At 40.8% G+C, this 12,898-nt stretch carries 12 protein-coding genes; 11 read left to right on the top strand and 1 reads right to left on the bottom strand.

The window, feature by feature from the left end:
* Positions 1-241 precede the first annotated feature (241 nt).
* From KOL94_RS10795 to murC, 8 genes are all read left to right on the top strand, one after another.
* Positions 242-1,252, top strand: coding sequence for a PTS sugar transporter subunit IIC (locus KOL94_RS10795; RefSeq protein ID WP_221566434.1), 1,011 nt, complete (start codon positions 242-244; stop codon positions 1,250-1,252).
* Between the two features lie 17 nt (positions 1,253-1,269).
* The gene (locus tag KOL94_RS10790; protein WP_221566433.1) at positions 1,270-1,584 is read left to right on the top strand and encodes a thioredoxin family protein; all 315 of its coding nucleotides are present in this window, start codon (positions 1,270-1,272) and stop codon (positions 1,582-1,584) included.
* An 83-nt stretch (positions 1,585-1,667) separates the two neighbouring features.
* Complete coding sequence (queF, locus tag KOL94_RS10785; RefSeq protein WP_221566432.1) at positions 1,668-2,090, top strand: preQ(1) synthase; 423 nt, start codon at positions 1,668-1,670, stop codon at positions 2,088-2,090.
* Between the two features lie 482 nt (positions 2,091-2,572).
* Positions 2,573-3,373, top strand: a complete 801-nt coding sequence (locus KOL94_RS10780) for a DUF1444 domain-containing protein (RefSeq protein ID WP_221566431.1) — start codon at positions 2,573-2,575, stop codon at positions 3,371-3,373.
* Between the two features lie 28 nt (positions 3,374-3,401).
* Positions 3,402-4,016 (top strand): YtpR family tRNA-binding protein, encoded by a 615-nt coding sequence (gene ytpR, locus KOL94_RS10775; protein ID WP_221567669.1) that lies wholly within the window; start codon positions 3,402-3,404, stop codon positions 4,014-4,016.
* A gap of 196 nt (positions 4,017-4,212) precedes the next feature.
* Positions 4,213-6,774 (top strand): DNA translocase FtsK, encoded by a 2,562-nt coding sequence (locus tag KOL94_RS10770; protein ID WP_221566430.1) that lies wholly within the window; start codon positions 4,213-4,215, stop codon positions 6,772-6,774.
* 588 nt (positions 6,775-7,362) lie between these two features.
* Complete coding sequence (locus tag KOL94_RS10765; protein ID WP_221567668.1) at positions 7,363-8,460, top strand: nicotinate phosphoribosyltransferase; 1,098 nt, start codon at positions 7,363-7,365, stop codon at positions 8,458-8,460.
* A 158-nt stretch (positions 8,461-8,618) separates the two neighbouring features.
* Entirely contained in the window at positions 8,619-9,920 is a 1,302-nt protein-coding gene (gene murC / locus KOL94_RS10760) for a UDP-N-acetylmuramate--L-alanine ligase (RefSeq protein WP_221566429.1), read from the top strand.
* 363 nt (positions 9,921-10,283) lie between these two features.
* On the opposite strand, the gene KOL94_RS10755 is transcribed toward murC, so the two are convergent.
* The gene (locus KOL94_RS10755) at positions 10,284-11,399 is read right to left on the bottom strand and encodes an aminopeptidase (RefSeq protein ID WP_221566428.1); all 1,116 of its coding nucleotides are present in this window, start codon (positions 11,397-11,399) and stop codon (positions 10,284-10,286) included.
* A gap of 183 nt (positions 11,400-11,582) precedes the next feature.
* Here KOL94_RS10755 and KOL94_RS10750 point away from each other — a divergent pair, with 183 nt between their 5' ends.
* From KOL94_RS10750 to ytxJ, 3 genes are all read left to right on the top strand, one after another.
* Positions 11,583-12,023: a DUF948 domain-containing protein gene (locus KOL94_RS10750; RefSeq protein ID WP_221566427.1), complete on the top strand. Its 441-nt coding sequence runs from the start codon at positions 11,583-11,585 to the stop codon at positions 12,021-12,023.
* Between the two features lie 14 nt (positions 12,024-12,037).
* A complete protein-coding gene (locus KOL94_RS10745; RefSeq protein WP_221566426.1) occupies positions 12,038-12,502 on the top strand; it encodes a YtxH domain-containing protein in 465 nt (154 codons plus the stop codon).
* A 62-nt stretch (positions 12,503-12,564) separates the two neighbouring features.
* Positions 12,565-12,891: a bacillithiol system redox-active protein YtxJ gene (gene ytxJ, locus KOL94_RS10740; protein WP_221566425.1), complete on the top strand. Its 327-nt coding sequence runs from the start codon at positions 12,565-12,567 to the stop codon at positions 12,889-12,891.
* Positions 12,892-12,898 lie beyond the last annotated feature (7 nt).

The raw sequence follows: 12,898 nt of genomic DNA, 5'->3' as shown, positions 1-12,898 counted from the left end.
TACGATAGAATTTTGTAAATGGCTGTTATCGTATAGAGTGTTGTTTTCTACAATTGGAAATATACTCGTTTCCCACGGGCAATCTTGCGGGGTCTCGTATAGCTTGCTTTCCCGCAGGAGTCTCGCATATTTCTTCTGCTATTTGTTTACGTTTATCTCTATATCAGCACAATTAGCAACAAGTATTCTTTTGAACTCATCGAAGGGTCGATAGGGGTTCAAGAAAACGGAGGTAGAGCTTTTGAAATCATTTTTAACGAGAAAAGGGGTCTCATTATCGTTACATACGTATTTTGTAACAGCACTGAGCTATATGGCTTTAGGGCTTTTTTCTTCGCTGATCATCGGTCTTATTCTACAGACAGCTGGTGAAGTATCAGGTTCCACATTTTTCGTTGAAATGGGCAGTTTGACAATGAGTTTGATGGGACCGGCCATTGGCGTGGCAATCGCATATGGTCTGAATGCACCTCCGCTCGTCCTGTTTTCGGCAGTCATTGCTGGGGCTGCTGGCAGTGCTTTAGGTGGAGGGCCGGCTGGAAGTTATGTAGCAGCTCTATTTGCAGTGGAGTTTGGAAAAATGGTTTCGAAGGGAACGAAGGTAGATATCATCGTCACTCCATTCGTAACTGTGACAACCGGCTATCTTGTCGCAAAATTCATCGGTCCACAGATTTCTAGTGCCATGCAAAACTTTGGAGCGCTGATCATGTGGGCGACGGAGCAGCGCCCGCTTATAATGGGAATTCTTGTAGCAACATTAATGGGACTTGCACTTACTGCTCCGATCTCTAGTGCAGCGATTGCAATCATGCTTGGCTTAGATGGACTAGCAGCAGGTGCAGCGACCATCGGATGTGCTGCACAAATGGTCGGTTTTGCAACTGCCAGTTTCCGTGAAAACGGGTGGGGAGGTTGGATCGCACAAGGTATTGGAACTTCAATGCTCCAGGTAGCGAATATTGTTAAAAGACCGGCCATACTTATCCCGCCGACAGTTGCTGGTATTATCCTCGCTCCGTTCGGTACTGTTATTTGGGTTACAGAAAATATTGCGGAAGGTGCAGGCATGGGGACAAGTGGATTCGTCGGACAGATCATGACGTTTCGAACAATGGGATTTACTTATGAAACGTTACTCATTGTTTTGTTCTTACACTTTATTGGACCTGCTGTCATCTCTCTAGTACTATCAGAATGGATGAGAAGAAAAGGTTTCATCCAACATGGCGATATGAAAATCGAGTATTGATATTGGAGGTTATTTACATGAAAACAATCAAAACGAATGAAGACTGGAATGCTGCAATCCAATCAGAAAATGCAATTATCATGTTTTCCGCGGTATGGTGCCCGGATTGTGTGATCGTGAAGCCGATCATGCGTGAAATCGAGGAAGAATATGGTCAATTCGATTACTATTATGTTGATCGGGATGAGCATATCGAATTGTGCCAGGAATACGATATTTTCGGAATTCCAAGTTTCCTTGCTTTCAGTAACGGTAAAGAAATAGGACGTTACGTTGATAAACAGCGCAAGTCTAAGGAACAAATCGAAAACTTCCTTACATCCATACGCTAAACAGTGACTTTTTCCCTTTCTGATGTTAAAATTTAATATTAGAGATTCATGTCTTAATTGTTCTTTTAGAAAGGGTGAACGTTGTGGCAAAAGTAGATGTTGACCACAGTAAATACGCAGGTATTCGATTCGACATAGAAAATGAGGATGTCATCCTTGTAGATATACTAGAAACGATTCCGTATGAATATATAGGGAAGGACACATTGGTGACGATTCCGACAAACGAATTCACTTCGGTATGTCCATGGTCCGGTCTTCCGGATTTTGCAGAATTCCACATCAGCTATATTCCGAACGAAAAGCTTGTGGAAATGAAATCATTGAAGTATTACCTTACTTCTTATCGAAATGTCGGAATCTATCAAGAGCATGCGACAAATCGTATTCTTGACGATCTCGTTCAATTACTTGAGCCGAAAGAAATGCAGATTACCGCAATTTGGAACGCTCGTGGTGGACTAGGTACTGAAGTAGTAGCTGAATATAAGAAAGACAACGCATAACTCTGGGGTCGAACCCTAAATGTAAACCAGAGGGGTTGAGCCATAAGTGCCCGGCACTTAGTTGATGGTCAACCCTTCTTCTGTTTATCAAAAGACTATCTTTTTGTTTGTTAGTTATTTTTGAACATCCTTTAAGCGAAATTCCCGACACTCCAGCAGAAGAGCGTGACAGGTGAGTTCAAGCAGCCATATTTTCAGTTACCGGACACCACAGCCGTTATTTGTGAACAAAGCAGCTGATTTTCTATGATATTTGCGAAACAAGGTCCCTGGTGTCCGTTAGGATTGTAAAATCCTATATTTTCGCCAAATAAGGTTTCCTGTGTCCGCTAATGGGTAGATGCAGCTTGGCATCATCGAGAAACGACCGAGGAGGCTTGCGGATCGCTTGAAAAGGAAGTAATTTGTAAAAATAACAATCAACTATAACAAAGCCAATAATAAATAAAAAACAGAGTTCATCATAGAAAGGAGGATGTCGGATGGAACCGATTGAACTGAAACGTATATTGGAAAAGAGACTAGGAAGTGAAGATCGATCGTTCATCTTCAATGCGAAAGAAAAAACACTGCGTATTGAAGAAAAAGGAACTGGTAAAGGTATTACCCTCTCACTTCCTGGCTTGACTGCCAAATACGAAGAACGGAAAGATGATGCGATTGATGAAATCATCTACCATGTTGACGAACTGTTTTCTGTCATGAATCAAAACCAATCTTTAGATGGAAATCAGAAAGCGATTTTTCCAGTGATCCGATCGACATCTTTCCCAACTGAACATAACGGGGAGCCACTTGTGTTTGAAGAGCATACAGCTGAAACCCGGATTTTTTATGCGCAGGATTTGGGGAATTCGTATCGTTTGCTGACAGAAAATATGCTTGAAGAGCAAGGTTGGAATATCCAGCAATTAAAGGAGATAGGAAGATTCAACTTACGTTCCCTTGATTGCTCCATGAAGGAAGATCAGGTTGCAGGAAACGTCTTCTATTTCATCAACCATAATGATGGATATGACGCAAGCCGCATCTTGAACCAGCAGCTGCTTGACAGAATGAAGAAAAAAGCAGAAGGTACACTTGCTGTTGCTGTGCCACATCAAGATGTCTTGATTTTTGCCGATATCAAAAATGAACAAGGCTACGATATCTTAGGACAGATGTCCATGCACTTCTTTTCAAATGGTAGGGTTCCTGTTACTGCATTACCATTCCTTTATGAGGATGGAGAATTCGAACCGATATTCATACTTGCTAAAACAAAACCGGAAGAATCTGAATAGATGTTTATGAAAGGGGAAAGCCCGTATGGTGAATGTACATTATAACCCAAATGGAATAGGGGATGTCCTGCTCGTTTCTTTAGATGCAGGGACGATTACAGAACGTGATTTTCAAAAACACAGAGAAGTAGTGAGATTATTTGATAAAAAAGATGGTCGTACTTTGGGCTATAACATCTTCAATGCTTCCAGGTATTTTGATCTTTCTGGGAATGGGAAGATTGAAGTTACAGAAACTTTAGTAGATGAAATCAATCAGTTTTTACAAAAGAGTGATGTGGGGGAAACAATTGCATTCGACGCTCGACCTGAATTCATTGTCGGAAACGTCACTTCCAAAGAAAAGCATCCTGATGCAGATAAGCTTAGTATTTGTAAAGTAGATATCGGTGATGATGTACTGCAGATCGTTTGCGGAGCACCGAATGTCGATAAAGACCAAAAAGTCGTTGTCGCACGTGTGGGAGCAATGATGCCAAGCGGAATGTTGATAAAAGAAGCGGAACTTCGAGGCGTCCCATCCTCAGGTATGATTTGTTCAGCTAAAGAGTTGAATTTACCTGATGCTCCAAAAGAAAAAGGAATTCTTGTTTTAAGTGATGACTATGAAATTGGTGCTGATTTCTTCACAAATGACAAGTAAATTGAGTTAGGACAACCAGATCAGATCTGGTTGTTTTCTACTACTTATTTACCTTTTTTGAGGAGAATGAGTAAGGAATAGGTTTTGAATTGACTTGTTTCTTTTGATAATGATGGATGGAATATTCGAATAGTATCTCATAAATTCGAATATTTAGGTGAACGAAAGAAATTTTTTAAAAAAGGTGAATGTATAGATGTCTAACTGGTTGAAAAAAATGATGAATTTGATTTTTGAAGATGAGGACATAGAGACTGAAAAGGAAAACAATCGGACCATCCCTAAAGCAAATACGCAACAAAAAAGGAAAGGGATGTCTGTAGGAAGGATGACAGCAGGTAAAAGCTCGTTCGAACCGAGAATGGTACATCAATATCCGAAAGAAGGAAGTTTTCGTTTTCCAGTCATACCTGATGATAAAAATGAGAAGGATCACCTTAACGATCCAACTGAAAACGAAAGAGCAACGTCCGAATATGAACCACAAAAGCAAACCAAGCAAGCTGATAAAAAGCAACCCCGGGTAGAAAGAAGACAATCTGAACGAAATCGAAGCGGGGGAAGGTCTAAAAGCACTGAGGAAAAGCCAAAGTTTACTGGAGAAAACTTTACGCCTACTGAAATCCCTTCTCCAATCTATGGATTCGGCAGTCGTCCGGAAGTGTTTCCGCCTAAAATCGGCCCGGAAAGTGCAGGTACCATTTCTAGTAAAAAACAAGCGCAACAATCAAAGTATGAACCAGGATATGAAGCTTACCAAGCAATTTCTGAAATGAAGGAAGAAGAAGTATTATATCAATCTGAAATGAAGGAATCCGAATTTTCAAATCAAAATGAACTGGACAAATCAGAGTCAGAAAAAGAAGAATGGACATTACATGGCTGGGGGTTCACGCAAGAATTAAAACAGGAAAGGGAAGAACCTATAACCCCAACCTGGAATATAGAAACCGGCGAAGATCATCAGGAAGTGGGGACTGAAGATACCGAAATTCCTTTGAATTTGGAAAGTGAATCCACTGAAATCCAGCCTGAAGAGACGTTGGAAGACAGTAGTACTGATACAAAACAAGTAATCGCTGAAAATGCTGAGCCATCCACCCATACATATGAAAACAATACTCCTAAAACATCGGAAACCGTTGAAACAAACAAGGTGGAAAACGATGAACCAGAACCAGAGAAGCCGACTCAATCAGTAAGTCTTAAAAATGAAGAAGAAAAAAAGAAGAGTCCAATCCCGTTCAACGTAATGATGCTGCAACGTGACAGGAAGCCTCAGAGGAAAACCCAAGCAGATCATTCGAGTACACCGAAGCATGAAAAATCGATTGAACGAGGGTACAGTTTCCCTTCTGAAAGATTGTTAGACCGGGAAATTCAAGAGATTAATGATGACGAAACATGGTTGAACGATCAAATCGAACTGCTGCAGTCTACCCTTCATAACTTCAATGTTAAAGCTACTGTAGTCGGCGCGACAAAAGGTCCATCTGTTACAAGAATTGAAGTTCAGCCTGCACCGGGCGTAAAAGTCAATAAGATAACGAACCTTTCTGATGATATCAAATTGAGCTTAGCTGCGAAGGATATCCGGATGGAGGCGCCAATTCCCGGACGAAATGCAATCGGGATCGAGGTTCCAAACAAAGTGAGCAAATCGGTGACCCTGCGTGAAATCATCACACATCCGAATTTTACACAAAGTTCATCCCCGCTCTCTGTAGCATTAGGCCTTGATATTTCAGGAAATCCGGTCGTGACGGATCTTCAAAAAATGCCACATGGTCTGATAGCTGGTGCTACCGGCTCAGGTAAAAGTGTATGTATTAATTCGTTGCTCATCAGTATCTTATATAAGGCTCATCCGGATGATGTACGATTGATGCTCATCGATCCGAAAATGGTTGAGCTAGCTCCGTATAACCAGTTGCCCCATCTGGTAACGCCAGTCATAACGGATGCAAAAGAAGCGACACTTGGACTGAAATGGGCCGTGGATGAAATGGAACGCCGGTACGAATTATTTGCAAAAACAGGGGTCAGAGATATGGAGCGTTTCAATAAGCTTGTTAAGGAAAAAGGAGAACCTGACCAAAAGCTCCCTTACGTTGTTGTAGTCATTGATGAGTTAGCAGATCTTATGATGGTTTCACCGCAAGAAGTTGAAGACTCAATCTGTCGTATCGCCCAAAAAGCCCGCGCTTGCGGTATCCACCTTCTGTTGGCGACTCAACGTCCGTCGGTAGATGTGATAACAGGGTTGATCAAAGCGAACATTCCGACCCGGGTTGCATTCTCTGTCTCTTCATCGGTGGATTCAAGAACGATCATCGATACGAACGGAGCTGATAAACTTCTTGGTAAAGGAGATATGCTTTTCCTTGGCAACGGTGTCTCCAAGCCTGTACGTGTACAGGGGAATTTTGTATCCGATGAGGAAATCGAACGGATCACCCAGCATGTCAAAGAACAACGCGATCCGGATTATTTGTTTGAAAAAGAAGAGTTGGTGCAAAATACATTGGCCATTGATCAGAACGATGAATTGTTCGATGAGGCTTGTGATTTCGTACTTGAACAGGGTGCTGCTTCATCTTCTGCCTTACAGAGAAGATTCCGCATTGGGTATAACCGGGCAGCTAGACTAGTGGATATGATGGAAACCCGCGGCATCGTTTCTGAAGCTATGGGAAGTAAACCGCGAAATGTACTCGTATCGAAACAAGAGTTTTATGATCAAGTAAGTGAGGAATAGACAAGCAGCAATATGATTACCGAAAATGCGATAACTAAGCAATTTTGAGGAATAAATGATAGTCTTGAATTATCGGTATTCGTTTTATATGATAAACTAATGGTTATCTTATAAGTAAGCTTAGCTAAAATGTACTGTTAATTTTACAGAAAAGTTTTGAGGAATTCACAAAAGTGGATTTCTCAAAAATCTACATTTAAGGATGTGGTTCTGTTAAAGGACTTTGTTCATTTTAAGCGAAATTTGCGACACTCCTGCGGGAAAAGCTCGCCGAAGTGGGTTAATGCAGGGAAGTAATGTCTAGTTCAGCGAACATTCACTTGGATCACTTCAAACTTCCTGCACGGGTCGACACATTGAATGACACCCTTATGAGTGAGCCCACGCAGAACCAAGTTTTTGTTTGGTTCGAGCCTCCTCGTCCGTTTTCCATTGACCTACGTGACTAATCGGGTCGCTTCCGCTTTTCGTTTGCCCGCGGAAAGGGAGTGAATTTCGTAGAAATCAACAATAAAATTAACAGAGCCAAGAATATCAAAAACAATAAGCAACTGAAGTACATAAAGGAATAGGTGCAATCGTATGGATATGAAAGAAATCGAATTGAAAATGCAAGGAAAAATCAATAGACTGACGAATAACACCTTCAAATTCGATGAACGTGTCGCTGAAGGATGGTTTTCTGCCGTTTACTTTTTGAAAACTTGTGAAATCGCTGAGGCACATCGTTCGGATAATGTCGTGAAAATGCAGTTCTTTCAAAAGAAGCATGCTGTGCTCTGTGGGACTGACGAAGCCATCGCTTTGATCAAAACTTTCGCAAAAAAACCTGAAGAATTGGAGATCTACTCACTTAAAGACGGTGACAAAGTCGAACCCTATGAAACGGTCCTGACGATCGAAGGTCCGTATCAAAACTTCGGGTTCCTTGAAGGTCTTATTGACGGCATTCTAGGCAGAAGAACTTCTGTATCGACGAATGTTTATAATGTTGTGAAAGCAGCAAGCACTTCAAGTGTTCAAAAGCCTGTCATCTTTATGGGGGATCGTGATGATCATTTTACCCAGCAAGCTGGTGATGGATACGCAGCATACATTGGGGGTTCTACGGCCCAAGCTACCCACGCTATGAATGAATGGTGGGGCAAGCGCGGGATGGGTACGATGCCGCATGCACTCATCCAGTTGTTCGAAGGCGATGTTGTAGCTGCTTCACGCGCATATTACGAGCAATATCCTGAGGATGAGTTGATTACACTGGTAGACTATAATAATGATGTCATAACGGACTCTTTGAAAGTGGCTAGAGAGTTCGGAAACACATTGAAAGGCGTCCGGATCGACACCTCGAGGACACTGGTCGATCAATATTTTTGGAGAAACCAAGACGAACTCGGTACATTCGATCCAAGAGGGGTCAACCCTGAATTGATATTCGCATTGAGGAAAGCTTTGGATGACGAAGGTTTTCAGCATGTAAAAATCGTGGTAAGCGGAGGGTTCAACGAAGATCGGATTCAGGCATTCGAAGAACGGAAGGTTCCAGTTGATATTTATGGAGTAGGAAGTTCTTTATTGAATATCCATATCGGTTTTACTGGTGACAATGTTTTATTAAATGGTAAAAGGGAAGCTAAGAAAGGACGAAAGCACCGTCCGAACCCGCGTCTTGAGAAAGTGGAATAGGTCGATTTGAGGAATTATTAGTCTAAAGACTACTTTTTTGATATAATGTTAAAATGGGTTTTACGCCTAAAGGTGATACTAGCCCCATTTATCTGATTTAGGCATATAATAAATGTAGAAAATTAGTAACGATTCCAGATTAGTTGGAGGTTCGTTTTATGACAACTTATCATTTTGTTGGGATTAAAGGGACTGGTATGAGTCCATTGGCCCAGATTCTTCATGATATGAAATATGACATTCAAGGATCTGACATTGAACAATACATCTTTACCCAACAAGCATTAGAAGAACGAAATATCCCAGTGTTGCCATTTGGTGCGGAAAATGTGAAGACCGATCAAGTGGTGATAGCTGGAAATGCATTTCCGAATGATCATGAAGAAGTGGCTAAAGCTACTGAATTAGGAGTGCCAGTGTACCGGTACCATCACTTCTTAGGTGAATTCATCAAGAAATTCATCAGTGTCGCAGTAACAGGTTCACATGGTAAAACTTCTACGACAGGCTTATTGGCACATGTTTTAGGTGCTGCTAAACCAACATCCTATTTGATTGGCGATGGATCTGGAAAAGGTATGGAAGATAGTGAATATTTCGTTTTTGAAGCTTGTGAGTATCGACGACATTTCCTTTCATATGAGCCATCTTATGCAATCATGACAAATATAGATTTTGATCATCCGGATTATTTTAAAGATGTAAACGACGTATTCGATGCTTTCCAATCGATGGCCTTGCAAGTACAAAAGGGGATCATTGCCTGCGGAGACGACCCTTACTTGCAACAGATACAAGCAAAAGTGCCTGTCATGTTCTATGGCTTGAATGACACTAACGATTTTCAAGCAAGGAATATCCAGGTCAATCAAAAAGGCACCACGTTCGATGTGTTCGTTAGGAACGCGTATCATGAAACATTTACGATTCCTGGATTCGGGACACACCATGTGCTCAATGCTTTATCAGTGATCGCCCTTTGTCACTATGAAGAAGTGGACGTCAACATATTGAAAGAACATCTAGCTACGTTCAAGGGTGTGAAGAGAAGGTTCTCTGAAAAGCGAATCGGGCAACAGGTTTTGATTGATGATTATGCCCATCATCCGACTGAAATCAAGGCTACGATCGAATCTGCAAAACAGAAATATCCTGATAAAGAAGTCGTTGCGATTTTCCAACCGCACACCTATACGCGGACACAAACGTTCTTGAGCGAATTTGCAGACAGCTTGAACCAGGCTGACTCAGTGTATTTATGTGATATATTTGGATCTGCGAGAGAAAATTCAGGAGATTTGAAAATCGAAAATCTGCAAGAGCGGATTCCGAATTCAAATATCATCGGTGAAGAAACGATCGATATTTTATCGAAGCATACCAACAGTGTACTCCTATTCATGGGTGCAGGTGACATACAAAAATATCAAAAAGCTTATGAAAGCCAGATGGCTTCATAAGCATGTGAAAATGACCCTGAGGGCTGATGTGAAGCCTTCGGGGTCTTTTCTGGTTAAATGCGTTTTGTAAGTGATTTCTTATTTTGCAGGTAAAATCTGATTTTTGTAGATAAATTTTCGTTTTTGTATGTATTTTCAAATTTTTGTATATGATTCCATTTTCTCAAGGTTTTACAGCTCAATAAACAGCATAGCGTTAATGCCTAACGATTTTAAACCAAAAAGGTGAACCTGGATCGCTTAAGTCGATCAGATTCACCCTTTATTTACATATAAAGAAAGTATAAAATACTTTCTTCAATATAAGCACAACTAAGGCTGAGCCGGAGCTAAAGCTTGGCTTTGCCAAGTTTTCTTTATCGTTTATTTCAGATTTTCTGGATTAAGCGGTTCTAGTTCTGGTAAGACGAAGCGACCATCTTTTCTTATAAGGACGCCGTCGAAGTAGATTTCCCCTCCGCCGTAATCAGGGCGTTGGATATTGACGAGGTCCCAGTGGATATTGGAGTCATTGCCGTTGAACGCTTCCTTATAGCATTGCCCGGGTGTAAAGTGAAAACTTCCATCGATTTTTTCGTCAAAAAGGATATCCTGCATCGGTGTTTGGATATAAGGGTTTACACCAATTGCGAATTCTCCAATATAACGTGCGCCTTCATCCGTATCGAGGACCTTAGTCAATCTTTCCGTATCATTTGCACTTGCTTCAATGATTTTTCCGTCTTTGAACGTGAAACTTACATTATGGAAGACGAATCCCTGGTAAGGAGACGGGGAATTGAATGTAATCGTACCGTTGACAGAATCGCGAACTGGTGCTGTGTACACTTCACCATCCGGTAGATTTTTGTGTCCTGCTGATGTAACAGAAGGGATATCTTTGATTGAGAAAGTCAGGTCTGTTCCCGGACCTTTAATTTGGACCTGATCTGTGCGGTTCATCAACTCTTCAAGTGGTCCCATTGCGTCCAGCATTTTGCTGTAATCGAGGTTACATACATTGAAGAATAAGTTTTCGAAGGTAGAAGTACTCATGTCAGCTAGCTGCGACATTGATGGTGTCGGGTAACGAAGTACACACCATTTCGTTTTCGGGATTCTGAGTCCATGATGGACAGACTTGTAAACTTTCTTTTGATAGAGTGCCATCTGTTCAGACGGTACATCCGATAATTCTGAAATGTTATTCCCAGAGCGGATTGCTACATAGGCATCCATTTCTTTCATAATTGTCTCTTCAAATTTCCCTTGGAGCTCTAGTTGCTCTTCTTTTGCATCCATAAGTAAAGCACGTTGAGTCGTTTCATCCTTAATGGTTACAAAAGGAAAGCCCCTTGCTTTATATGCTTCTTCTATAAGAGCATTAACGAGTTCTTGCTGGTAACCTGTATTTTCTATCAATACTTTCTCACCTGGCTGAAGGTCTACTGAATATGTAATGATGTTGTTTGCCAACGCTTGTATTCTTGGGTCTCTCATAAGGAATTGCCCTCTCCTTTTTATAATATTTGTTATTTCCCACCTACTATTGTACTTTATTTTAAGTTTAGAAAAAAGATAGGAGGATTGTTGAATCCAGACAGCGAATTTGATTAAAAAGGTTTAAGTTTAATGAATACGTGAATTGGGAAATGGAATACTAAACAGGAGGTGGTATTCGATATGGAAATAATCTTGTATCTAAGTGTAGCTTTAATTGCAGTAGCGTTCACAGTACTAGTCGTTTTTATCTCTAAAACATTAAAATCTCTTCAACTAACTTTGACGAATGTTGCAAAAACGTTGGATGGACTTGAAAACCAAATGGATGGAGTATCGAGGGAAACAACGGATTTGCTACATAAAACCAACCGTTTAGCCGACGATATACAGCATAAGTCAGAATCTCTCAACTCTGTATTCCATGGTGTCCGTGAGATTGGAGATAGCCTATCAACCGTCAGTCATTCTGTGAAAAATGTGTCCACACGCATTGCACGGGAAGGTGAACGGAAGTCAGATACAGTTTCTCAGGTGGTACAATGGAGTAACGCTGCTTTAGATATTTGGGAAAAATGGCAATTGAGAAACAGAAAGATTGAAAAGACTACTGAACCAAAATAGAGGAGGATGTTAAAATGCAAACTACAGAAAAAAATACTCAGAATCAATCATCATCAATTGACACGAAGGACTTTCTCATTGGCTCACTGATCGGTGGAATCCTTGGCGCGACAACTGCACTGCTGCTAGCACCTAAATCAGGTAAAGAATTACGTACAGACCTGAATGATCAAGCGCATCAATTGAAGGATAAAAGTTCGGAAGTAGCGACACTTGCACGAGAGAAATCTTCTACTTTGGCTCAAAATGTAGGCAGTCAAACATCCCAAGCTGCAAATAAAGTTAGAGAGTTTTCAACATCTGCACGCGATAATATCAATAAATGGAGAAATAAAGATAACGAATTGGTTCATCTAGAAGAAGAATACAACGAAGGAAAAGCAGATGCGATTGAAGACGCAATGCAAACGCCAAATAGCCAGTTGAACGATATCGAAACGAACTATGAAGAAAAGCACCCTAGTTCAACAAATAAATAATTGACAATAAAGTGCCTGGTTGAGCCAGGCACTTCATTTTTACATGGAAGAGAGGTACTATGATGAAAAAAATCAATTCGTGGAATGAATTTAAAGAGCTAGACCAAACAACGCCTTTCTTTTTCTTGAAAAACAGCACCACATGTCCGATCAGCCAATCTGCATATGAAGAAACAATGAAGTTTGCAGAGGACCATGCTGACTTACCATTTTACTATTTGAATGTACAGGAAACCAGGGAACTATCAAACCAGATTGCAGAAGAATTCAATATCAAACATGAATCACCCCAAATATTTTTGTTTTCTGATAATCAAGTGCGGTATCATGACTCCCACTGGAATATCACTTATAGTTCATTAGAGGACGTAGTAAAGAAGAACGTTTAACAATTTG

The organism is Alkalihalobacillus sp. TS-13, assembly GCF_019720915.1.
In the GTDB taxonomy this organism is placed as follows: Bacteria; Bacillota; Bacilli; order Bacillales; family Fictibacillaceae; genus Pseudalkalibacillus.
Note: the sequence above shows the minus strand (reverse complement) of the source record. Positions and strands in the feature narration are given on the sequence as shown.